The organism is Actinosynnema sp. NPDC037264 (assembly GCF_055603705.1).
The window spans coordinates 1-22,475 of sequence record NZ_JBVJVK010000006.1 but is presented as its reverse complement, the minus strand read 5'-3'; the positions used below and the strand labels follow the sequence as shown (position 1 = coordinate 22,475).

The 22,475-nt window shown below is 72.0% G+C and carries 22 protein-coding genes; 12 read left to right on the top strand and 10 right to left on the bottom strand.

The window, feature by feature from the left end:
- Positions 1 to 13: 13 nt before the first annotated feature.
- Genes ACZ7GX_RS09540 through ACZ7GX_RS09525 form a run of 4 tightly spaced genes read right to left on the bottom strand, consistent with a single transcriptional unit; the run spans position 14 to position 2,867 of the window.
- Positions 14 to 712: a lysophospholipid acyltransferase family protein gene (locus tag ACZ7GX_RS09540; RefSeq protein ID WP_498774705.1), complete on the bottom strand. Its 699-nt coding sequence runs from the start codon at positions 710 to 712 to the stop codon at positions 14 to 16.
- Between the two features lie 15 nt (positions 713 to 727).
- On the bottom strand, positions 728 to 1,063 hold the full coding sequence (locus tag ACZ7GX_RS09535) for a hypothetical protein (RefSeq protein ID WP_053720469.1): 336 nt from the start codon (positions 1,061 to 1,063) through the stop codon (positions 728 to 730).
- Between the two features lie 45 nt (positions 1,064 to 1,108).
- Entirely contained in the window at positions 1,109 to 2,278 is a 1,170-nt protein-coding gene (locus ACZ7GX_RS09530) for a cytochrome P450 (RefSeq protein ID WP_498774703.1), read from the bottom strand.
- Between the two features lie 10 nt (positions 2,279 to 2,288).
- On the bottom strand, positions 2,289 to 2,867 hold the full coding sequence (locus tag ACZ7GX_RS09525) for a maleylpyruvate isomerase family mycothiol-dependent enzyme (RefSeq protein ID WP_498774701.1): 579 nt from the start codon (positions 2,865 to 2,867) through the stop codon (positions 2,289 to 2,291).
- A gap of 47 nt (positions 2,868 to 2,914) precedes the next feature.
- Here ACZ7GX_RS09525 and ACZ7GX_RS09520 point away from each other — a divergent pair, with 47 nt between their 5' ends.
- Positions 2,915 to 3,847, top strand: a complete 933-nt coding sequence (locus ACZ7GX_RS09520; protein ID WP_498774699.1) for a GNAT family N-acetyltransferase — start codon at positions 2,915 to 2,917, stop codon at positions 3,845 to 3,847.
- A 17-nt stretch (positions 3,848 to 3,864) separates the two neighbouring features.
- Here ACZ7GX_RS09520 and ACZ7GX_RS09515 read toward each other — a convergent pair whose 3' ends face one another.
- Together ACZ7GX_RS09515 and ACZ7GX_RS09510 are read right to left on the bottom strand one after the other, a co-directional pair.
- Positions 3,865 to 5,424 (bottom strand): sodium:solute symporter, encoded by a 1,560-nt coding sequence (locus tag ACZ7GX_RS09515; protein ID WP_498774697.1) that lies wholly within the window; start codon positions 5,422 to 5,424, stop codon positions 3,865 to 3,867.
- Positions 5,411 to 6,547, bottom strand: coding sequence for an anhydro-N-acetylmuramic acid kinase (locus ACZ7GX_RS09510; protein WP_498774695.1), 1,137 nt, complete (start codon positions 6,545 to 6,547; stop codon positions 5,411 to 5,413). Before ACZ7GX_RS09510 ends, ACZ7GX_RS09515 begins: the two co-directional genes overlap by 14 nt.
- A gap of 114 nt (positions 6,548 to 6,661) precedes the next feature.
- Between ACZ7GX_RS09510 and ftsY the strand changes: the two genes are divergently transcribed.
- Positions 6,662 to 7,999, top strand: a complete 1,338-nt coding sequence (ftsY, locus tag ACZ7GX_RS09505; RefSeq protein ID WP_498774693.1) for a signal recognition particle-docking protein FtsY — start codon at positions 6,662 to 6,664, stop codon at positions 7,997 to 7,999.
- A 43-nt stretch (positions 8,000 to 8,042) separates the two neighbouring features.
- On the opposite strand, the gene ACZ7GX_RS09500 is transcribed toward ftsY, so the two are convergent.
- The gene (locus tag ACZ7GX_RS09500; protein ID WP_498774691.1) at positions 8,043 to 8,795 is read right to left on the bottom strand and encodes an IclR family transcriptional regulator; all 753 of its coding nucleotides are present in this window, start codon (positions 8,793 to 8,795) and stop codon (positions 8,043 to 8,045) included.
- A gap of 84 nt (positions 8,796 to 8,879) precedes the next feature.
- Between ACZ7GX_RS09500 and aceB the strand changes: the two genes are divergently transcribed.
- The 3 genes from aceB (at position 8,880) to ACZ7GX_RS09485 (ending at position 12,157) form a co-directional block, all read left to right on the top strand.
- On the top strand, positions 8,880 to 10,412 hold the full coding sequence (gene aceB / locus ACZ7GX_RS09495; RefSeq protein ID WP_498774689.1) for a malate synthase A: 1,533 nt from the start codon (positions 8,880 to 8,882) through the stop codon (positions 10,410 to 10,412).
- Positions 10,413 to 10,414: 2 nt separating this feature from the next.
- Complete coding sequence (locus ACZ7GX_RS09490) at positions 10,415 to 11,611, top strand: DUF6986 family protein (RefSeq protein WP_498774687.1); 1,197 nt, start codon at positions 10,415 to 10,417, stop codon at positions 11,609 to 11,611.
- A gap of 75 nt (positions 11,612 to 11,686) precedes the next feature.
- A complete protein-coding gene (locus tag ACZ7GX_RS09485) occupies positions 11,687 to 12,157 on the top strand; it encodes an Imm1 family immunity protein (RefSeq protein WP_498774685.1) in 471 nt (156 codons plus the stop codon).
- A 41-nt stretch (positions 12,158 to 12,198) separates the two neighbouring features.
- Here ACZ7GX_RS09485 and pucL read toward each other — a convergent pair whose 3' ends face one another.
- Genes pucL through uraD form a run of 3 tightly spaced genes read right to left on the bottom strand, consistent with a single transcriptional unit; the run spans position 12,199 to position 13,856 of the window.
- Positions 12,199 to 13,077: a factor-independent urate hydroxylase gene (gene pucL, locus ACZ7GX_RS09480; protein ID WP_498774683.1), complete on the bottom strand. Its 879-nt coding sequence runs from the start codon at positions 13,075 to 13,077 to the stop codon at positions 12,199 to 12,201.
- Between the two features lie 3 nt (positions 13,078 to 13,080).
- Complete coding sequence (locus ACZ7GX_RS09475) at positions 13,081 to 13,374, bottom strand: hydroxyisourate hydrolase (protein ID WP_498774681.1); 294 nt, start codon at positions 13,372 to 13,374, stop codon at positions 13,081 to 13,083.
- Positions 13,371 to 13,856 carry a 2-oxo-4-hydroxy-4-carboxy-5-ureidoimidazoline decarboxylase gene (gene uraD, locus ACZ7GX_RS09470; protein ID WP_498774679.1) on the bottom strand — a complete coding sequence of 162 codons (486 nt, stop codon included), beginning with the start codon at positions 13,854 to 13,856 and terminating at the stop codon, positions 13,371 to 13,373. Before uraD ends, ACZ7GX_RS09475 begins: the two co-directional genes overlap by 4 nt.
- Positions 13,857 to 14,014: 158 nt before the next feature.
- On the opposite strand from uraD, the gene ACZ7GX_RS09465 reads away from it, so the two are divergent.
- The 7 genes from ACZ7GX_RS09465 (at position 14,015) to ACZ7GX_RS09435 (ending at position 22,356) form a co-directional block, all read left to right on the top strand.
- Positions 14,015 to 14,776 carry a hydroxypyruvate isomerase family protein gene (locus ACZ7GX_RS09465; protein ID WP_498774677.1) on the top strand — a complete coding sequence of 254 codons (762 nt, stop codon included), beginning with the start codon at positions 14,015 to 14,017 and terminating at the stop codon, positions 14,774 to 14,776.
- Positions 14,773 to 15,645, top strand: a complete 873-nt coding sequence (locus tag ACZ7GX_RS09460) for a 2-hydroxy-3-oxopropionate reductase (RefSeq protein WP_498774675.1) — start codon at positions 14,773 to 14,775, stop codon at positions 15,643 to 15,645. The genes ACZ7GX_RS09465 and ACZ7GX_RS09460 overlap by 4 nt, the downstream gene beginning before the upstream one ends.
- Positions 15,645 to 17,360, top strand: coding sequence for a glyoxylate carboligase (gene gcl, locus ACZ7GX_RS09455; protein ID WP_498774673.1), 1,716 nt, complete (start codon positions 15,645 to 15,647; stop codon positions 17,358 to 17,360). Before ACZ7GX_RS09460 ends, gcl begins: the two co-directional genes overlap by 1 nt.
- Entirely contained in the window at positions 17,357 to 18,364 is a 1,008-nt protein-coding gene (locus ACZ7GX_RS09450) for a glycerate kinase (protein WP_498774671.1), read from the top strand. Before gcl ends, ACZ7GX_RS09450 begins: the two co-directional genes overlap by 4 nt.
- A gap of 5 nt (positions 18,365 to 18,369) precedes the next feature.
- Complete coding sequence (gene allB, locus ACZ7GX_RS09445; RefSeq protein ID WP_498774669.1) at positions 18,370 to 19,701, top strand: allantoinase AllB; 1,332 nt, start codon at positions 18,370 to 18,372, stop codon at positions 19,699 to 19,701.
- Positions 19,698 to 20,696 carry an allantoicase gene (gene alc / locus ACZ7GX_RS09440; protein WP_498774667.1) on the top strand — a complete coding sequence of 333 codons (999 nt, stop codon included), beginning with the start codon at positions 19,698 to 19,700 and terminating at the stop codon, positions 20,694 to 20,696. Before allB ends, alc begins: the two co-directional genes overlap by 4 nt.
- Before the next feature lie 124 nt (positions 20,697 to 20,820).
- Positions 20,821 to 22,356: an alpha/beta hydrolase gene (locus tag ACZ7GX_RS09435; RefSeq protein WP_498774665.1), complete on the top strand. Its 1,536-nt coding sequence runs from the start codon at positions 20,821 to 20,823 to the stop codon at positions 22,354 to 22,356.
- Positions 22,357 to 22,475 lie beyond the last annotated feature (119 nt).

Here is a 22,475-nt window from a genome sequence, read left to right as displayed (position 1 = left end):
GGAAGGCCCGGCCTCAGCGGTCGTCGAGGCGCTTGGCCTCTTCCGGGGTCGGCGCGGCGCCGCCGAGGTGGGCCGGTTGCCACCACTGGCCCTCGCCCGACTCCGGGTAACGGGCCTGGGCGTCGTCCAGCAGGTCCTGCATCCGCTCGCGCAGCGCGGCGTCCGTGGTCGGCTCCACCGGCTCGCCGACGATGATCGTGATCGGCACGTGCCGCTGGGTCAGCGACTTCGGCCTGCCCTTCGTCCACAGGCGTTGCGTGCCCCACACCGCCGTCGGCAGCAACGGCACACCGGCCTCGGCCGCCAGCCGCACCGCGCCGCTCTTCACGTCCTTGACCGTGAACGACCGGCTGATCGTGGCCTCGGGGAAGATCCCCACGACCTCACCGGACCGCAGCGCGTCCAGCGCCTGCTGGTAGGACGCCTGGCCGGCGGCCCGGTCCACCGGGATGTGGTGCATCCCGCGCATGAGCGGGCCGGACACGCGGTGCTTGAACACCTCGTGCTTGGCCATGAACCGGACCAACCTGCGCGCGGGCAGCGCGCCGTAGCCGGCGAAGATGAAATCGAGGTAGGAGACGTGGTTCGAGGCCAGCACGGCCCCGCCGGTGGTCGGCACGTGCTCCGCGCCCTCCACGGTGATCCGCATGTCGAGCACGCGGAACATCAGTTTGGCCGCGGCGATCACCGGCGGGTACACGCGATCTGGCATGAACCCCAGCGTACGTTACTCGTCAGTAGTGCGATCGTGTTCGCGCACCACCCGTGGAACGCCGGCCAGGTCCTCCTCATTGCACAGCAGCTTGAGGGCGTAGTACGGCGAACCCTTGGTGTCGTCGTAGTCCAGGTGGACCGCGATCACGTCGACCGCTTCACCGAGCCAGTCCTGTGTCTGCCGCAGCCAGGAGGCCGCGCGCTCCAACGCGCTCGGCAGGTCGTCGTCGCGGAACTCGACCGGCCGATAGGGGACCTCCTGCACGGTGTCCCGCTGGTTGGCAGGCATCGGTAGGTCTACCGCCACCCCGCTGTCGTTGAGTTCGAGTTGGATCGTTTCCTCGCTCACGCTCCCAGGGTTCCCCAACGCGAAACGCGCGGCAATAGATGTCGGTCATCCGAGGCTGACCGGCAACTCGGCCAGGCCGCTGACCAGGACCCTCCGCCAGGCCAGCTCCTCGACCGGTCGGGCCGCCCGCAGCCCCGGGAACCGCCGCAGCAGCACCAGCAGCGCCTCCTGGAGCTCGATCCGCGCCAACTGCGCGCCGAGGCAGAAGTGCGGGCCGATCCCGAGCGCCAGGTGCTGGTTGGGCGTGCGCGCGAGGTCCAGCGCGTCCGGCTCGGCGAACGCGCGCGGGTCGCGGTTGGCCGAGCCGATGGACGCCATCACGCCCTCGCCCGCCCGCACGAGCACGCCCGCGACCTCCACGTCCTCCAGCGCCACCCGCAGCTGCCCGACCTCGCTGAGCCGGGTGAACCTCATCAGCTCCTCGACCGCGCTCGGCACCAGCGCCGGATCGCCGAGCAGCCGTTCCCACTGCGACCGGTCGCGCAGCAGGGTGGCGACGAAGCTGGTGATCTGGTTGGCCGACGTCTCGTGCCCCGCGACCAGCAGGTTCAACGCGAACGCGACCAGCTCGTCGTGCGTCAGCGACGTCGCGCACAGCTCGTCGAGCAGGTCGTCCGACCTCGGCTCCCGCCGTTTCGCCGCGACCAGGTCGCCCATGTACGCCAACAGGCTCTCCATCGCCGCCTCTACCCGCGGCCGCTCGGCCATCTCCAGGCTGTACGCCAGCTCGATCCACTCCCGGAACCGCTCGCGGTCCTCGTAGGGCACGCCGAGCAGCGTGCAGATGACCTGGATCGGCAACGGCAGCGCGTACACCTGCCGCAGGTCGGCGCCGTCCACCACGTCGTCGGCGAGCCGTTCGCACAGCTCGCGCACCCACGGCCGGGTCCGCGAGATCGTCCGGTGCGAGAACGCGCCGGACACGAGCTTGCGCAGCCGGGTGTGCTCGGGCGGGTCGGTGGTCGGCAGGGTGCCGGGCAGCGGCCGGGACACGCCGACCCTGGGCGCGCCCGCCGCCACCACGCCCGCCCGGGAGAACCTCGGGTCGGCCAGCACCAGCTTCACGTCGTCGTAGCGGGTGACCAGCCACACCTCGGCGCCCGCGAGCGTGCGGACCCGGACCACCGGCGACTCGTCCCGCAGCCGCGCCCACGTCGGCGAGGGGTCGAAGGCGAAGGCGTCGGCGAAGGGGATGTCGAGGACGTCGTCCGTCATGACCTCGACGCTAGGAGCCGAGGGGAGCGCAGTGCCAGCGCCATCCGGTGCGCTTCGGCAGGTCGTCGAGCGGCACGCGGCCGTTCGCCCACAGCAGCGTCCGCGCCGGGTCGCCGCCGGTCGGCGCCTCGGGGAACATCCGGACCAGCACCTTGCGCGCGAGGTCGGGCGGGATCGCGAACTCGCACCCGAGGCCGCGGGCCGCGTCGTGGGTGTGCACCAGCATCTCGTCGCACCCCATGCCGGCGAACCCCGCCGCGTCCGCCAGGCCCCACGGGTGCCAGCCCAGGGCGTCCGCCGGTGTCGCGTCGACCACCGCCGCCAGCACCGCCGCGAACGACCGCAGCGTGCGCACCAGGTCGGCGGGCGAGGAGTCGGGTCGCACTCCCACCTCGGCCGTGCTCAGCTCGACGGGTCCGGCGGCGAGGTCCGCGGCGTACCAGAGCAGGCAGTCGCAGGCGTGGGCGACGGTCTGCGCGACCGTCCAGTCCATGCCCGGCACGGCCACCGCCCAGTCCCGATCCGCCACGCCGTCGAGGAACGCCGCGCACCGCTCGGCGACCTCCATCACGTCCCGCCCGTCCACCACCGAAAACTCCCTCGCGTCGAGCCGCCTCGCGGGTGACCATTCCAGACATGTACGACATCCGTCCCGCCGCCCAGGACGACCTGGACGCCGTCCTCGCGCTGGTCCTGCGGTTGCAGGCCGACGACGCGCACCACATCGGCTACCTCGGCGAGACGCTCGGCGACATCTCCGCGGAGCTGGCCGAGTTCGAGCCGGACTGGGCCGCGTGCACCGTGGTCGCCACCGACGACTCGGGCTGGGTCGTCGGCGCGCTCAGCGTCGAGGTCGACGCCGAGTCCGGCCGCGCCTACCTGCACGGACCGTTCGTCGACGTGCCGGTCAACCACCCGGCGGGCAGCCGGATCTGGGACCAGACCGCCGACGCGCTCTATTCGGCGGCCCTACCGCTGCTCGACGGCGTCACCGACCGCGAGCTGCTCGGCCACACCGGGCACCGGCGGCTGGCCGCGTTCGCCGAGCGGCACCGCTTCGCCGCCGCGCGGGCGTGCGGCATCCACGTCCTCGACGGCGACGGCCTGCGCGGCCTGCTGCTGCGGGAGGCGAGCTGCCCGCGCACCGGCCCGGCCCGCGAGATGCGGGTCCTGCCGACCGACCGCGCCGTGCACGAGGCGGTGGCCGTGCTGCACGAGCGGTGCTTCCCCAAGACCTACCTGTCCGGGCGCAAACTCGTGGACGCCGCCCGACGGCACACCGTGGTGGTGGCCATGGACGGCGACCGCGTGCTCGGCTACGCCTCGGGCAAGGCCGAGCCGAGCGAGTTCTACCTGGACTTCGTGGCCGTGGAACCGGACGTGCGCGGGCAGGGCGTCGGCGCGGCGCTGGTCACCGAGCTGGTCTGGAAGCTGGCGGAGAAGTCCGGGGCACGACCGCAGGCCGCCGCCGCGATACTGGCCGGCAACCGCTCCTCCCAACGGCTCTTCGACCGGCTCGGCTTCCGCCTCCACCTCGAACTCGTCGCCTACCGCGCCAACGCCGCCTGAGCGCCGACCAGGGCGGACTAGGACGCCTTGGCCGACACCACGTCGCCCTGCACGTCCGGCGGCTGGTAACCCTTGTGCCGCAACGACATCAAGCCGCCCACGACCAACGTCACCAGCACCCCGAGCACCGTGTACCAGGGGTAGGCCAGCGACACGATCTTCTGCGCGGGCGCCGCCGGCGAGAAGTCGATCGCCAGGGTCGCCTCCGGCCCGACGAACTTCACGCCCAGGATCACGAAGGCCATCACGACCACCGTGACGACGAACGCGACGATCGCGTCGAGCTCCTTGGCCTTGCGGAACACCAGCCCGAGCAGGAACGCGCCGAGCAGCGCGCCGTAGGTGAACCCGGCGATCGACAGGCCCTGCTCCACGATCGGGTTGCCGCGGCGGGTGAGCGTGGCGAACAGCCCGGCGCACACGATCAGCAGCCCGGCCCAGACCACCGTCCAGATCCGACCCTGCTTGAACACCTCCGCCTCGCTCATCGGCCGCCGCACCACGCGCTGCACGATGTCCGTCACGGTCGAGGAGGCCAGCGCGCCCAACGACGACGACAGCGCCGCCGCCAGGATGCCCGCGATCACGAACCCGGACAGGCCCGACGGCATGTCGTTGACGATGAAGTTGGCGAACAGCTCGTCGTTGTTGTTGAGCCCGAGGTCCTTGACCGGGTTGGCCGCCTTGTAGAACGCCCACAGCATCACGCCGATGAACAGGAACAGCGCGAACTGGAGGAACACCACGACACCGCTGGCGATCAACGCCTTCTGCGCCGAGCGCACGTCCTTCGTGGCCATCAGCCGCTGCACGATGAGCTGGTCCGCGCCGTGCGAGGCCATGGACAGCACCGCGCCGCCGATGAACGCGACGACGATCGCGTAGGGCGAGGTGAACGCGCTGGCGTTGAAGTCGAGGACCTGGAACTTGCCCGCGTCGGCGGCACTGGCGAACCACCCGTCGGGCAGCTTGCCGTTCAGCACCAGGATCACCGCGAACGCGCCGACGACGTACCAGAGCATCTGGATCGCGTCGACCCACACCACGGCCCGCACGCCGCCGAGGAAGCTGTAGACGACCATCGCGACGCCGAGCGCCGCCACGATCACCCAGTACGACACGTCCACGCCGTACGCGACGAGCACGACCTTGATCGGGATGGCGGTGGCGAACAGCCGCAGGCCGTCCGCCAGCAGCCGGGTGACGAGGAACGTCAGCGAGGCCGTGCTCTGGATGTTGCGCCCGAACCGCTTGCCGAGGAAGCCGTACGCGGTGATCAGCTCGCCCGCGATGTACTTCGGCAGCAGCACGAACGACACCACGATCCGGCCGATCAGGTAGCCGATGGCCAGCGACAGGAACGTCATCGTCCCCAGGTAGGCGACCGTCGGCACGCTCAGCACGGTCAGCGTGGACGTCTCCGCCGACACCACCGACACGCACACGACCCACCACGAGATGCGGCGCTCGCTGACGAAGTAGTCGGTGGCGGAGCGCTGGCGCCCGGCGATCCACACGCCCAGCAGCGGCATGCCCACCAGGAACAGCACGATGATGCCGACATCAAGTGCGCGCATGGCCTCTCCCATCCGACTGCCTCTCACGGCGGCCGATCGTCAATCCCGTCACGGCGGTGATCACGGGCTCGGGCAGGCGCAGCGGGTAGCGGCCGGGGGTGATCGACCCCAGCGGGCGCGGGCCGGCGGCGCCGGTGGCGGACGGCACGTTCGCGGGCAGGCCGTGCCAGGTCAGGAAGCCGAGCAGGGCGGCGAGGTAGGCCTCCTTGCCCGCGGCGGGCAGCCCCAGCTCGTCGCTCGTGCGCAGGTCCACGAGCCGTCCCAACGACTCGACCAGCACGGGGTTGCGCATCCCGCCGCCGGAGCCGATGACGGTGCCCTCGCACTCGGCGGCGATCGTGCGCGCGGTGAGCTCGGTCAGCGTGGCCAGCAGGTCCTCGGCGGGCATGGTCAGGCCCTCGGTGACGCGGTCCAGGTAGGCGCGGTTGAAGTGCTCCTTGCCGGTCGACTTGGGCGCGGGGAGGCCGTAGTACGGGTCGGCCAGCAGGCGGTCGAGCAGCTCGGCGCGCACCCGGCCGCGACCGGCGAACTCGCCGTCGGTGTCCTGGTTCCGCAGGCCGCCGGACAGGACGGTCATCGCGGCGTCCATCAGCGCGTTGCCCGGTCCGGTGTCGTAGGCGATCACACCTTCGGGCGAAACCTTGGTGACGTTGGCGATGCCGCCGATGTTCAACGCGGTCGCCGGCCCGTCGAAGTCGGCCAGCCACAGCGCGTCCAGGGTGCTCGCCAGCGGCGCGCCGTGACCGCCCGCGGCGACGTCGCGGACCCGCAGGTCGGAGACGACCGGCAGGCCGGTGGCTTCGGCTATCCACGCGGGCTGGCCGAGCTGGAGCGTGCCGAGGCAGCGGCCGTCCTCGACCCAGTGGTGCACGGTCTGGCCCAGCGACGACACCAGGTCGCCCTCGTACCGGGCGGCGACCTCGGCGAACGCCTGGCCGAGCCGGGTGTCGAGCGCGCACAGCTCGGCGGCGCTGGTCGGCGGCCTGCGCAGGTCCTCCGGGAACGGGTGCTCGGCGTGCTCGACCGGGGTCAGCACGACCGTGCGGCCGGCCAGGGACAGGTCGGCGACGGCCACGTCGATGGCGTCCATCGACGTGCCCGAGATGAGCCCGATCACCTTCACGCCCTGTGGTCTATTCCACACTGCACGCTCGCGCAAGAGTGTTCGTTGGAAAGTTGCCTGAAATCAACCTGGTTCGTCGATCGCCAACATATGGTGGCGTGCGAGGATTGCGCCGTGTCCACCACGTCCCTGATCTGGATCATCGTCGTCGTCGCGGCCCTGCTCGCGGTCGCCCTCGTGACGGGCGTCGTGCTGGCGCGGCGCCGGCGGATCAGCCTCACCGAGCCCGAGCAGGACAAGCCGGCCAAGGGCGGTTACCAGGCCGGCGGCGCCATCACGTTCAACGCGACCGCGCCGCCGGTGGTGGAACCGACCAGGCCGGCCGAGCCCGTGGAGCGCGCCGGCGCGTCGCCCGCGCCCGCTCCCGTCGAGCCCGTCGAGCACCCGGTCGCCGAGCGGACCGAGGTCGACGGCCAGCCCGGCGTCGGTGACGACGCGGCGGTGCCGCGCGACTCGGTCAAGCGCGGGTTCGTCGAGGTCGAGCTGCCCGAAGAGGCTTCCGAGATCGAGGAGATCGAGCCGACCTCCGGTCGGTTGGAGCGCCTGCGCGGACGGCTGTCGCGGTCGCGGTCGACGTTCGGGCAGAGCCTGCTGGGGCTGCTCGGCGCGGGTGACCTGGACGAGGACTCGTGGACGGACATCGAGGACACGCTGCTGATGGCGGACCTCGGCGCGGCGATCACGGACCAGATCGTGACGGCGCTGCGCGAGCAGATCGTGGCGCGTGGCGTGCGCACGTCCGAGGACGCGCGGGCGTTGCTGCGGGACGTGCTGGTCGACGCGCTGCACCCGGAGATGGTTCGCGCGGTGAACGCGCTGCCGCACGCCGACGGCGCGTCCGGGCCGAAGCCCGCCGTGGTGCTGGTGGTGGGCGTGAACGGCGTGGGCAAGACCACGACGACGGGCAAGCTGGCCCGGGTGCTGGTGGCCGACGGCCGCACGGTGCTGCTGGGCGCGGCGGACACCTTCCGCGCGGCGGCGGCCGATCAGCTGGAGACGTGGGGTTCGCGCGTGGGCGCGTCGACCGTGCGGGGGGCCGAGGGCGCGGACCCGGCTTCGGTGGCGTTCGAGGCGGTCAAGCGCGGCGTCGTCGACGGCGTGGACACCGTGCTGATCGACACGGCGGGCCGGCTGCACACCAAGACCGGCCTGATGGACGAGCTGGGCAAGGTCAAGCGCGTGGTGGAGAAGCAGGCGGAGGTGGACGAGGTGCTCCTCGTGCTCGACGCCACCACCGGGCAGAACGGCCTGACCCAGGCGCGGGTGTTCGCCGAGGTGGTCGACGTGACCGGCATCGTGCTGACCAAGCTGGACGGCACCGCCAAGGGCGGCATCGTGTTCCAGGTCCAACGCGAGCTGGGCGTGCCCGTGAAGCTCGTGGGCCTCGGCGAGGGCGCCGACCACCTGGCCCCCTTCGAACCGACCGCCTTCGTCGACGCCCTCCTCAACTGATCCCGCGCGTCCTACCTCCGGACCGCGCGCGGTCTGGGGTGGGTCAGGTGGGGGAGCTGGTGGAGAGGCGGGTGGCGGTGGCCAGGACTTCCGGGATGATCCGGGGCAGCGAGTCCTTGGTCAGGCGGCTGTCGGGGCCCGAGACGGAGACGGCGGCCAGGGTCGGTGCGCCGTGCAGCGGAACGGCGACGCAGCGCACGCCCAGCTCCTGCTCGCTCTCGTCCAGCGCGTAGCCCTGTTCGGCGATCTGGTCCAACGACGCCAGCAGCACGTCCGGGTCGGTGATGGTGTTCGGCGTGTACGCGGGCAGGCCGGTGCGGGCCAGCAGGGCGCGCACCTCGTCGCGCGGCAGCTGCGACAGCATCGCCTTGCCCACGCCCGTGCCGTGCGGCAGCAGCCGCCGACCCACCTCGGTGAACATCCGCATCGAGTGCCGTGACGGCACCTGCGCCACGTACACCACCTCGTCACCGTCCAGCACGGCCAGGTTCGCGGTCTCCTCCACCTGGTCCACCAACTGCGCCAGCAACGGCCGCGCCCACGTGCCGAACTGCCGCGACGCGCTCTCGCCGAGCCGGATCAGTCGGGACCCGAGCGTGTACCGGCGGTTGCTGTTCTGCCGCACGTACCCCAGCGTGACAAGGGTGCGGATCAGCCGGTGGATGGTCGGCAGCGGCAGGCCGGAGGTGGCGGCGAGCTCGGACAGGCTCGCCTCGCCACCCGCGTCGGCCAGGCGTTCCAGCAGGTCGAAGGCGCGTTGGAGCGACTGGACGCCGCCCGTGGACTCTCGTGCCACCGACACCACTCCTTCGTTGCCGTTCCGCGTGGTGAAAACTATAGTCCGCGAAGTAGAAACCGACTCGGAACGAGGTGGGCTTCCATGTCCGGTGTTCGCGTCCTCGGTGGCGAAGTCGAGCGCGGGGACGAGATCCTCACGCCGGACGCGCTGGAGTTCGTGGCCGAGCTGCACCGCGCGTTCGCGCTCGAGCACGCCGCCCTGATGCGCCGCCGCGCGGACCGCCGCCCGCTGGGCTTCCTGCCGGAGACGAAGGCGATCCGCGACGGTGACTGGCGGGTCGCCGAGGCGCCCGAGCCGCTGCGCGACCGGCGGGTGGAGATCACCGGCCCGACCGAGCGCAAGATGACCGTCAACGCGCTGAACTCCGGCGCGAAGGTCTGGCTGGCCGACCTGGAGGACGCCAACACCCCGCACTGGCACAACGTCGTCTCCGGCCAGGTCAACCTCTACGACGCGGCCCGCGGCACGGTCGAGCACACCTCGCCGGAGGGCAAGCACTACACCCTGCGCGACGACGTGGCCCGGCCGACGATCGTGGTCCGCCCCCGCGGCTGGCACCTGCCCGAGCGGCACGTCGAGGTCGACGGCAGGCCCGCCATCGGCGCGCTGGTCGACTTCGGCCTGCACTTCTTCCACAACGCCGAACTCGGCCGGCCGTACTACTACCTGCCGAAGATGGAGAGCCACCTCGAAGCCCGGCTCTGGAACGACGTCTTCACCGCCGCCCAGCGCCGGCTCGGCGTCCCGCACGGCACGATCCGCGCGACGGTGCTGATCGAGACGATCCCCGCCGCGTTCGAGATGGACGAGATCCTCTACGAGCTGCGCGAGCACGCGTCCGGCCTGAACGCGGGCCGCTGGGACTACCTGTTCAGCGTCATCAAGTACTTCCGCGACGCCGGCCGGGACTTCGTGCTGCCCGACCGCAACAGCATCACGATGACCGTGCCGTTCATGCGCGCCTACACCGAACTGCTGGTGCGCACCTGCCACAAGCGCGGCGCGTTCGCGATGGGCGGCATGGCGGCGTTCATCCCGAACCGGCGCGACCCGGAGGTCACCCGCGCGGCGCTGGCGAAGGTGCGCGACGACAAGCGCCGCGAGGCGGGCGACGGGTTCGACGGCTCGTGGGTGGCGCACCCCGACCTGGTGCCGGTGTGCGCGGAGATCTTCGACCAGAAATTCTCCGACAAGCCCAACCAGCTCGACGAGCTGCGGCCCGAGGTGTCCGTCACCGCCGAGCAGCTGCTGGACTTCAAGTCGGCCGGCGGCGGCGCGACGCGCGCGGGCGTGGAGTCCGCCGTGGACGTCGGCGTGCGGTACCTGCTGTCCTGGCTGGGCGGCAACGGCGCGGCGGCCATCCACAACCTGATGGAGGACGCCGCCACCGCCGAGATCTCCCGCTCGCAGCTGTGGCAGTGGGTGCACAACGACGTCGTGCTGGACGACGGCACGCCCGTCACCGCCGAGCTGGTCCGCACCGTGCTCGCGCAGGTGCGGGACAAGCTCGAGGGCGAGCACCTCGACCTGGCCGTGGAGCTGTTCGAGCAGGTCGCGCTGTCCGACGAGTTCGTGGACTTCCTGACCCTGCCCGCCTACGAGCGGATCGGCTGACGGTGCCGCGCACGTCGTTGTCGGCCGACGCGGTGCGCGCGGTCACCGCGCGGCTGTCCGATGTGGAGCTTCGTGCGCCGGTGGGCCGCCAACCCGTGCACACCTGCTACGTGCCCGCCGACCGGGTGAGCCCGGCCACGCTCGGCGACTGGGGTGCGCAAGCGCTTGCGGCGCTGGACGAGCACGCGCCGCACGGCTTGGCGGACGTGCTCGACCTCGCGCGGGACGTGGCCGAGGTCGTACACGGGCGCGTGCGGGCGAAGCTGGGCGGCGAACCGGTGGAGGACCTGCGGATCGACTTCGAGGACGGCTACGGCGTCCGCTCCGACGCGGAGGAGGACTCCGACGCCGAGCGCACCGCGCTCGTCGTGCGGGACTGGCTGCGCGACGGCACGGCGCCGCTGCGGTTCGGGCTGCGGATGAAGTCGTTCGACACGAGGGCCTTGCGCGAGCGCGGCATCCGGACGCTGGACGTCTTCCTCACCGCGCTGGGCGAGGCGCCCGAGGGCTTCGTGATCACGTTCCCGAAGGTCACCTCGGTGGCGCAGGTGGAGGTGCTCGGCGACGTCCTGGACCTGTTCGGGCTGCCGCTCCGGTTCGAGGTCCAGGTCGAGACGACGCAGTCGATCGTCGACCGCGAAGGCCGGTTGGCCCTGCCCCGGTTCATCGAGGCGGGCCGCGGCCGGGTCACCGGGCTGCACTTCGGCACGTACGACTACACGGCGGCCTGCGGCCTGGGCGCGGCGCACCAGCACCTGGCGCACGGGGCGTGCGACTTCGCGCGCAACGTGATGCAGGTGTCCGCGGCCGGCACGGGCGTCGCGCTGTCGGACGGCTCCACCAACGTGCTGCCGGTCGGCGAGGACGTGCACGAGGGCTGGCGCACGCACTACCGGCTGGTGCGGCGTTCGTTGGCGCACGGCTTCTACCAGGGCTGGGACCTGCACCCGGCGCAACTGGTGACCAGGTACGCGGCCGTGCACGCGTTCTACCTGGAAGGGGTGGACGCGGACGCGCGCCGGCTCAAGGCGTACGTGGCGCGGGCCGGCGGCTCGGTGCTGGACGAGCCCGCGACCGCGCAGGCGCTGTCCACGTCGTTCCTCCGCGCCTTGGACTGCGGTGCCCTGGACGAGGACGAAGTCCACCGCGCGACGGGACTCACCGTGACCGAATTGCAGGCTCTAGCCAGAAGAGAGTGATCGTGGCATCGCTGGATGGGGTGATCCTCAAACCAGCGAAAAGCCGAATCACGCGACACCGGTCAGTGTGTGTCCATGACCATGCGAGCCGGGTTGTGGACCGGGCTGCCGGACCTGGAGCGGGCGGAGTTCCGCTACCAGGTGGTGGCGTGCGCGGCGGACGTGGACGTGCTGATCGCCGCCCTGGCGCGGCCCGAGTGCAACGACGGGATGCTGGAGCACTTCGGCCGCGCGCCCGACGCCGAGGGGGAGAGCGACCACAACCTGGTGCTCGCCGTCCGCGGCGCGTGGGGCTACCTGAACTACGTGGACGACGAGTTCACCGGCTGGCCCAAGGGCGAGCCGGACGCGCCGTACGTGGACGAGACCTACACCGACTTCCCGCCGGGCGTGGCCGTGCCGCTGACGACGTACCGCGAGATCCTGCTGGAGTTCATGTTCACCGCCCGCCGGCCGACCGTCGTGGACTGGTACGAGGAGGCCGACCTGTTCCACGCCTGGCGGTTGCAGCGCATGGCCCTGCACAAGAAGGTGACGGGCCACTAGACCGTGCTCCCCGGTCCGGGAGCACGGTCCGCGACCCGCTTTCAGAACGTCGGCAGGGTGTGCCAGGCCGAGCCGGCGTCCTCCGCGTCGTCACGCAGCACGGCGCCCTCGATCAGCCCGTACGGCCGGTCGGCGGCGTAGAACACCTCGTTGTCGTTCTCCAGCCCGAACGGCGACAGGTCCACCGCGAAGTGGTGCTTGTTCGGCATCGACAGCCGCACCTCCGCCACCTCCGGCCGGGCCCGCAGCACCGCCTCGCCCATCGCGTACAGGGTCTGCTGCAACGACAGGCTGTGCTTGGCCGCGAACGTGGCCAGCAGCAGCCGGCGGATCTCGGCGAAGCTCTTCGCCCAGTCGATCCCGTCGCCCTGGTAGCGCCACCGCGCGGTGACCGAGGTGGCCAGGATCCGGTCGTAGGTCTCCTTCAACGTCGTGTACTCGTCACGCGGGAAGCCGTGGAACTCCGACCCGGTCGACTTGAGCACCACCATGTCCCGCACGCCCGACACCACCCACGCGCGCTCGCCCTCGACCGTCACCGCGGTCGTGCGCTTCTCGTTGCTGCCTTGCACGAACGAGTGGTCGTTGCCCTCGATGCGCTCCCACGCGTGCTCGTCGACGAGCACGCGGGCGCCGGTGATCGCCTCCTGCGACGAGACGAAGTGCCGGCCCAGGCGCAGCGCGAAGTCCTCGATCTCGCCGACCGGCGCCTGCTTGGCGAAGGCGTAGACGGTGTTCTTCTGCGTGTCGGTCGCCAGCACCTTCGAGTTGTCGCCGGTCAGGTGGGTGTCCGCCAGGTCGCCGCGCAGGGAGGTGCTGACCGTGAGGTCCTTGATGGTGTGCACGGGGCCGTTGCGGGTCACCGTGACGAGGCGGTTCTCCGCCTTCCCGTACTGGTTGGGCCCCAGGACGATGGCCATCGGTCAGCTCCCTCGGTAGGTCGTGAACGCGTACGGGCTCAACAGGATCGGCACGTGCAGGTGCGGCGGGTCGCCGGTGACCCGGAACGCGACGGTGACCTCCGGGTAGAACGGCGTGTCGACCTCGAACGTCAGCCGGTGCACGCCGGGCGACAGCTCGCGCGCGAACCGCAGCCGGCCGTCGTCGTCGGTGACGCCCTCGGCCAGCACCTCGCCGTCGCGCGCCAACCGGACCGGCACGCCGACGCGCGGCCGGCCGGCCTCGGCGTCGAGCACGTGGGTGGACAGCGTCGTCATGCCAGCACCTTCCTCAGCCGCAGCGCCGCGATCTTCGCGAGCTCCCGGTTCACCACGCGCAGCTCCACGTCCGGCGGGTTGGCCATCCTCTCGGCCAGGTCGGCCAGCATCCGCTCACCGCTCAGCCCGGTCGCGCACACCAGGTAGATGTGCCCGAACCGGTCCTCGTAGGCGGCGTTGGCGGCGAAGAGCCGGTCGCCGAGGGACGCGCCGACGCCGGACTGCTCGTCGGCCGACCACTTCGCGGCCACCCCGCCCCCCGAGGCCTGCTCCCCGATGCGCGGGTGACCGCCGATGGCGGTCAGGACCTCGTCGTCGGTCAGGTCCGCGTGCCGGTCCGAGGCGGCGAGCAGCGCGTCCACGTCGGCGTAGGGGCGGCCGGCGAGCAGCGCGTCGACCCAGCGCGGCACGGCGAGGCAGTCGGTGAGCAGGGGGCGGAGCTCGGCCGCGGGCGCGGAGTTGAACCCTTCCAGATCGGGCACCAAGGCTCCCTTTTCTGTATCGCGGAATCACCTTTCCGCAAGGAGGGACGGTACGAGCGCGCCTCCGAGCGTGTCAACAGTCTTGCGCCGCCGTCGAGGACCTGCCTAGTCTCTCGATGTACGGAAGTTAGCTTCCGCATTGTGGAAGGAAGCTCCTCATGCGCTACGACGTCAACCTGTCGATCCTGTTCACCGACCTACCGGTGCTGGAACGACCCGCCGCGGCTCGGGCGGCCGGGTTCGACGCGGTCGAGTTCTGGTGGCCGTTCGCCGAAGCCGTGCCCCCGTCCCGCGAGATCGAGGCGTTCGAGGCGGCCGTGGCCGACGCGGGCGTGCGGCTCGTCGGGCTCAACTTCTTCGCGGGCGACCTGCCCGCCGGCGACCGGGGCCTGGTGGCGTGGCCCGGGAGGCAGTCGGAGTTCCGCGCCAACGTCGAGATCGCGGCCGGCATCGCGGGCCGGCTCGGCTGCCGCGCGTTCAACGCCCTGCACGGCAACTTCCCCACCACGGACACCGCGCTGGACAACCTCGCGTACACCGCCGACGTGGCCGCGGAGATCGGCGCGGTGGTCCTGCTGGAGCCGCTCTCCGGCGCGCCGGAGTACCCGCTGCTCACCGCCGCGGACGCGCTGGAGGTCGTCGACCAGGTCGGCCGCGACAACGTGGCGCTGCTGGCCGACCTCTACCACCTCGCCGTCAACGGGGACGACCTCGACGCCGTCGTCTCCGACCACGTGGACCGCATCGGCCACGTGCAGATCGCCGACGCGCCGGGCCGCAGCGAGCCGGGCACGGGACAGCTCGACGTCTTCGGCTACCTGGCCAAGCTCGAGGCCAACGGCTACCAGGGCTACGTCGGCCTGGAGTACCACGCGCGGACCGGCGGCTTCGACTGGCTCACCGAGGAGGGACGGCGATGAGCAGGATCGGGTTCATCGGCCTGGGCATCATGGGCACGCCCATGTCCGCGCACCTGGTCGCCGCGGGCCACCGGGTCACCGGCTTCGACCTGAGCCGGGACGCGCTCGACAAGCTCACCGCGGCGGGCGGCACGGCGGCGGCGAGCGCGCGTGACGCGGTGGCGGACGCCGAAGTCGTCATCACCATGCTGCCCGACCACCCGCAGGTGGAAGACGTCGTCCTGGGCACGGTCCTCGACGCGGTCGACCGGGGCACGCTCCTGGTCGACATGAGCACCATCCGCCCGGAGACGTCCCTCGCCGTGGCCGAGGAGGGCGCGAAGCGCGGCGTCCGCGTGCTCGACGCGCCGGTGTCCGGCGGTGAGACCGGCGCGCGGCAGGCCACCTTGTCGATCATGGTCGGGGGTGGCGAGGCCGACTTCGCCGCCGCGAAACCGGTCCTCGACGTGCTGGGCAAGACCGTCGTCCACGTCGGCCCGCACGGCGCGGGCCAGGTGGTGAAGGCCGCGAACCAGCTCGTGGTCGGCGGCATCTACGCCCTGGTGGCCGAGGCGATCGTGCTGCTGGAGGCCTCCGGGGTGGACGCCAAGGCGGGTCTGGACGTCCTCGCCGGCGGGCTGGCCGCCAACCGGGTCCTGGACCTCAAGCGCGACGCGATGATCGCGCGCGAGTTCCAGCCGGGTTTCCGCATCGACCTGCACCACAAGGACATGGGGATCGCGCTGGCCGCGGCCCGCCAGGTCGACCTCGCACTACCGGTGACGGGGCTGATCGCCCAGCTCTTCGCGTCCGGCCGGGCACAGGGGTACGGATCCCTCGACCACTCGGCGTTGTTGAAGGTCATCGAGAACCTGTCCGGGAGGGCCTGATGGCTCGGGTACCCGTCATGCAAGCGGTCGTGGAGGTCCTCAAGAGCGAGGGGGTCGACACGGTCTTCGGCTGCCCCGGAGCGGCGATCCTGCCGCTCTACAAGGCGATGGAGGAAGACGGCGCGATCGAGCACCTGATCGTGCGGCACGAGGAAGGCGCCACGCACATGGCCGACGGCTGGTCGCGCACGACCGGCAACGTCGGCGTGGCCATCGGCACGTCCGGCCCGGCCGGCACCAACATGATCACCGGCCTCTACACCGCGCAGGCCGACTCCGTGCCGATCCTGTGCGTCACCGGGCAGGCGGCCACGTCCAAGCTGCACCAGGAGGCGTTCCAGGCGGTCGACATCGTGGCGGTCGCCGCGCCCGTGACCAAGTGGGCGGTGCAGGTCAAGGAGGCCGCGCAGGCGCCGTGGATCTTCCGGGAGGCGTTCCGGATCGCGCGGTCCGGCCGGCCGGGGCCGGTGCTGATCGACCTGCCGATCGACGTGCAGAAGCAGGAGATCGAGTGGGACCACACCATCGACGCGCCGCTGCCCGTCACCCGGCCGCAACCGCACCCGGCCCGCGTGGCCCGGGCGCTGGACCTGCTCCTGGCCGCCGAACGGCCGTTGCTCCTCGCGGGCGGCGGCGTGATCCTCGCCGAGGCGCACGAGGAGCTGCTGGCGGTGGCCGAGCACCTGAACGTGCCGATCCAGGCCACGTTGATGGGCAAGGGCGCGGTCGACGAGGACCACCCGCTGTACGCGGGCATGACGGGCATCCAGACGTCCCAGCGGTACGGCAACGCGTCGTTCCTGGAGAGCGACCTGGTGGTGGCGCTGGGCGCGCGGTTCGGCGACCGGCACACGGGTGACCTGGCGACGTACCGGGGCGACCGGAAGTTCGTCCACGTCGACGTCGAGCCGACGCAGCTCGGCAAGGTCTTCGGGCCCGACCTGGGCGTGGTCTCGGACGTGAAGGCGTTCCTGCGGGCGTTGCTCGCCCTGGCGAAGGCCAGGACCGGTCCCCGGCCGGACAACGCCTGGACGGCGCGGACCCGCGAGCTGAAGGCGACCCTGTTGCGCCGCGAGGACTTCGACACCGTGCCGGTGAAAGCGCCGCGGGTGTTCAAGGAGATCAACGAGTTCTACGGCCCGGACACCTACTTCGTCACCGCGATCGGGCTGTACCAGATCTGGTCCGGCCAGCACCAGAAGGCGCACAAACCCCGGCACTACCAGGTGTGCGGGCAGGCCGGGCCGCTCGGCTGGGAGATACCGGCCGCGATCGGCGTGAAGAAGGCGCTCAAGGACACCGACCCGGCCGCCGAGGTGGTGGGGATCGTCGGGGACTACTCGTTCCAGTTCCTGGTGGAGGAGCTGGCCGTCGGCGCCCAGTACGACGTGCCGTTCGTGCTGATCATGCTGAACAACGAGTACCTGGGCCTGATCCGGATGGCCGAGGACCACGGCGGCTACGACATGGAGTACCAGGTCGACATCCACTACGACACCGTCGGGTCGGACAACGTCAAGATCATGGAGGCCTACGGGTGCTCCGGCACCAGGGTCACCGAGCCGGGGCAGATCCGGGAGGGCCTGGCGTGGGCGCGCAAGGAGGCCGAGCGCACCAGCCGTCCCGTCCTGGTCGAGATCATGATCGAACGCGAGGGCAACACCGCCAACGGCACGTCGATCGCCGCCGTTCGCGAGTACGAAGAGGTGCCGTGACGGGGCACGTCGTCGTCGCGCCCGACAAGTTCAAGGGCACGCTCACCGCACCGCGCGTGGCCGCCGCCGTCGCGCGCGGCCTGCGGGACGTGGTCCCCGACCTGGACGTGCGCTGCCTGCCGGTGGCCGACGGCGGCGACGGCACGGTGGACGCCGCCGTCGCCGCCGGGTTCGTCCGGGTCGGCCGGTGGGTCACCGGGCCCGTCGGCAGGCCGGTCCCGGCGAGCTTCGCGGTGCGCGGCGACACGGCGGTGGTCGAGGTGGCCGCGGCCGCCGGCTCCGCCCTGCTGGACCGTCCCGCTCCGATGACGGCGACCAGCAGGGGCGTCGGCGAGCTGCTGCGCTCCGCCCACGACCTGGGCTGCCGACGGCTGGTCCTGGGCGTGGGCGGCAGCGCGTGCACCGACGGCGGCAGGGGGATGCTCGACGGGCTCGGCGGCCGGGACCTGCGCGACGTCGAGCTGATCCTGGCCACCGACGTCGACAACCCCCTCCTGGGACCGCACGGCGCGGCGGCGGTCTACGGCCCGCAGAAGGGCGCGACCCCGCGCCAGGTCGAGGAGCTGGAGGCCAGGCTCCGGGACTGGGCCGACGAGGTCGACCCGTCCTACGCCGACCACCCCGGCGCGGGCGCGGCCGGCGGCATCGGGTTCGCCGCGCTGGCCGTGCTCGGCGCGACCAGGCGAGCGGGCATCGACGTGGTGCTCGACCTGGTCGGGTTCGCCGACCACCTGCCCGGCGCCCGGTTGGTGATCACCGGCGAGGGCTCGCTCGACCACCAGACCGCGCGCGGCAAGGCGCCGGCGGGCGTGGCGAGGGCGGCGGGCGGCGTGCCCGTCGTGGCGGTGGCCGGCCGGTGCGCCGTCGACCCGGCGGAGCTCGGCCTCGACGCCGCCTACGCCCTGCTGGACGTCGAGCCCGACCTGCGGCGCTGCCTGGCCGAACCGGAACCGGTCCTGCGACGTCTGGCCGGTCGCATCGCCGCCGACCGGCTGGGAGAGTGACGTGCATGGACCTGGTGCTGCGCGCTGCCCGAGTGATCACGCCGGACGGCGAACGCCGCGCCGACGTCGGCGTCGCGGACGGTCGGATCGTCGAGGTGGCCGACCGCCTGGACGCCGGGACCGTCGTGACGCTCGCCGACGACGAAGTGCTGCTGCCCGGCCTGGTCGACACGCACGTCCACGTGAACGACCCGGGCCGCAGCGACTGGGAGGGCTTCGAGAGCGCGACCAGGGCGGCGGCGGCCGGCGGCGTCACCACGATCATCGACATGCCGCTCAACAGCCTGCCGCCGACGACCACCGTCGCCGCCCTGAAGGCCAAGCGGGAGGCGGCGCGGGACAAGGCGCACGTGGACGTCGGGTTCTGGGGCGGCATCGTGCCGACGAACCTGGACGACCTGGAGGAGTTGCACGACGCCGGCGTGTTCGGCTTCAAGTGCTTCCTGATCCACTCGGGCGTGGACGAGTTCCCGCACGTCAGCGAGGACGAGCTGCGCGCGGCTCTGCTGCGGCTGCGCGGACGTGACGCCCTCACGATCGTGCACGCCGAGGACCCGCTCGAGGTCACCGACCCCGGTCCCGGCTACCGCGCCTTCCTCGACTCCCGACCGCACCGGGCCGAGCAGCACGCCATCACCACCGTGGTCGACCTGGCCAACGAGACCAAGGCCAGGCTGCACGTGCTGCACCTGTCCAGCGGCGAGGCCGTGCGGCAGGTGCGGATCGCCAAGGACCTCGGGCTGCGGCTGACCGCCGAGACGTGCCCGCACTACCTGACGTTCGTCGCGGAGGAGATCGGCGACACCGCCACGGAGTTCAAGTGCTGCCCGCCGATCCGCGACGCGGCCAACCGCGAGCAGCTCTGGCGCGCGTTGGGCGAGAACCTGATCGACCTCGTCGTCACCGACCACTCGCCGTGCACCCCGGAGCTGAAGGAGGGCGACTTCGCCACCGCGTGGGGCGGTATCGCGAGCCTGCAGCTGGGCCTGCCCGCGGTGTGGACCCAGGCCAGGCAGCGCGGGCACGCGCTGACCGACGTGGTCCGGTGGATGGCCACCAACCCGGCCGACCTGGTCGGGCTGGGCGCCAAGGGCCGCATCGCGCCCGGCGCGGACGCCGACTTCTGCGTGTTCGCGCCGGACGACGCGTTCGTCGTGGACCGCGCCGCGCTGCGCCACCGCAACCCCGTCACGCCCTACCACGGCCGTCCGCTGGCGGGCGTGGTGCGGCAGACGTGGCTGCGCGGTCGGCGGATCGACGACCGGCCGCGCGGCCGGCTGCTGAGCAACCTCGGCCGAGCCGAGGACCGGATGGACCGGACACGAGGAGACGCATGACGGAAGTCCCCGGCTGGACCCGACTGCCCGACCTGGCCTGCCGCGCGGTCGGCGGCAGCGTGCTGTGGGCCAACGACGAGTTCTTCGCCGAGCGCGAGAACCTGATCCGCGCCACCGAGCCGGAGTACCGGACCTACACGTTCGGGCACAAGGGCCAGGTCTACGACGGGTGGGAGACGCGCCGCCGCCGGGAGGCGGGCGAGGACCACGCGATCGTCCGGCTCGGCCTGCCGGGCGTGATCAAGGGCGTCGTGGTCGACACCGCGTTCTTCAAGGGCAACTACCCGCCGTTCGCCTCCGTCGAGGCCACCTCCGCCAAGGGCTACCCGGCGCCCGACGAGCTGGCCGGCTGGGAGACCGTGGTGCCCAGGTCGCCGCTCGAAGGCGACCGCAAGCACTACTTCGAGGTGTCCGCGCACCGCCGCTACACGCACGTCCGGCTCACCATCCACCCGGACGGCGGGGTGGCCAGGCTGCGCGTGTTCGGCACGCCCGTGGCGGACCCGGACCTGATCGTGCCGGACGCGCTGGACCTGGCCGCGCTGGAGAACGGCGCGTCGATCACGGGGTGCAGCAACATGTTCTACAGCGCCCCGGGCAACCTCATCGCGCCCGGTCAGGCCACCGTCATGGGCGAGGGCTGGGAAACCGCGCGCCGGCGTGACGACGGCAACGACTGGGTCGAGGTGGAGCTGGCCGCGCCGGGCGTCATCCGGCTCGCGGAGCTGGACACCAGCCACTTCAAGGGCAACGCGCCGGGCTGGGCGTCGGTCCGGGGCCGCGACGCGCGCACCGGCGCGGAGTTCGACGTGCTGCCGCGCACCCGGCTCCAGCCCGACACCCGGCACCGCTTCCGCGTGGAGAACGCCGCCGAGGCCACCCACGCGCGGCTCGACATCTACCCGGACGGCGGGATGGCACGGCTGCGGCTGTTCGGCCGGTTGACCCCTGACGGTCTCAGGGTGATCACCCAGCGCTACCAGGACTTGCGCTGAAAGGCGTCGAAGTTGTCAGCCCTTGGGCTGATTGTCGGTGAGACTTCAGTCGGTTGTGGGGGGTTCGGCTGCCCTGGAAGCCTGCGAAAACCCGATTGGGTGAACAGGAACTAGGGAGGAACCTGTGCGACCGATCATCAGGGCGCTCGGCGGTGTCGCCACCGCGTTGGCGCTCGCAGTCGGCACGACGTCGGTGGCGTCGGCCGAAACGCAGCCGGCGGCGCCCGGCGCGGGCGGGATCGACTGGCGGCCGTGCCCGGAGCTGGCCGAGGTGGAGTGCGGCACGCTGAGCCTGCCGATCGACTGGGCGAAGCCGGGCGGTGAGAAGTTCGACCTCGCGGTGGCCCGCCGCAAGGCCACCGACCCCGCGAAGCGGATCGGGGTCCTGGTCGTCAACCCGGGCGGTCCGGGCGGCTCGGGCGTGAACTTCGCGCTGGGGGCGGACGGCTACTTCAGCCCCGAGGTGCAGCAGCGCTTCGACATCATCGGGTTCGACCCGCGCGGCGTCGCGCGCAGCCAAGCCGTCCGGTGCTCCGTGGACGTGTTGCGCGCGCAGCCGTCGATCTACCCGACCGACCAGCGGGGGTTCGACGCGCTCGCCGCGTACAACCGCGAGCTGGCCGCCGACTGCCGCGAGCACAGCGGCCCGATCTACGACCACGCCGACACCGGCGCCGTCGTCAAGGACATCGACGCGCTGCGCGCGGCGCTCGGCGAACGGAAGATCAACTACTACGGCCTGTCCTACGGCACGCTCATCGGCCAGCAGTACGCCGAGGAGTTCGGCCGCCACATCCGCGCCATGGTGATCGACTCGAACATGGACCACAGCCTCGGCACGTGGCGGTTCAACGAGACCGAGGCCGCGACCGCCGAGGACTCGTTCCGCGAGTTCGTGGCGTGGTGCGACCGCACCGAGTCCTGCGCCCTGCACGGCCAGGACGTGGCGAAGGTGTGGGACGACCTGCTGGCCCGCGCCGACCGGGGCGAGATCGCCGACCCGTTCGACCCCGACCGCAAGGTGTCCGCCGACGACATCATCGGCGCCGCGTTCGGCGCGTTCTACGGCCCGGACTGGCAGCCGCTGTCGGAGTTCCTGGTCGAGCTCGGCGCGGGCACGCCCGCGTCGGCCTTCGCGGCGGAGGAGACGGCGAACAACCCGTTCCCGGCCGTGTTCTGCCAGGACTGGGCCATCCGCATCAAGGACCACCGCCAGTTCTCCGCCCTGGTCGACCGCGCCCGGCAGCTCGCGCCGCACATGCGCGGCTCGTCGCTCGGGCACACCGCCATGGCGGGCTGCGTCGGCCTGCCGGAGCGGGTCAACAACCCGCAGCACCGGCTGAAGATCAAGGACGCGCCGCAGATCCTCATGCTGAACGCGCTGCACGACCCCGCCACCGGTTACGAGTGGGCCGCCAACGCGCACCGGCAGAGCCGCCACACCACGGTCCTGCTGACCTACGAGGGCTGGGGCCACGGCGTCTACGACCGCAGCGACTGCACCCGCGGCGCGACGGACGACTACCTGGTCGACCTGAAGACGCCCCGACCCGGTGCGCGGTGCGCGGCGGTCGAGCCCGCGCCGCAGTCGGTCGCGTCGCTGGACGCGAAGCCGGTCCCGGCGGGCCCGACCTCGGTCATCCCGGGCTGGCTGAAGTAGTCGGCACGGCGCCGCCCCCCCCCCCCGGTGGGGGGGGGGCCGGGCGGTCTGGGCGGGCTTGGTGCGAACCCCCGGGCCGGCGTCCCACCACCTGTGAACCAGAAGCGTCAAAGCCTGGC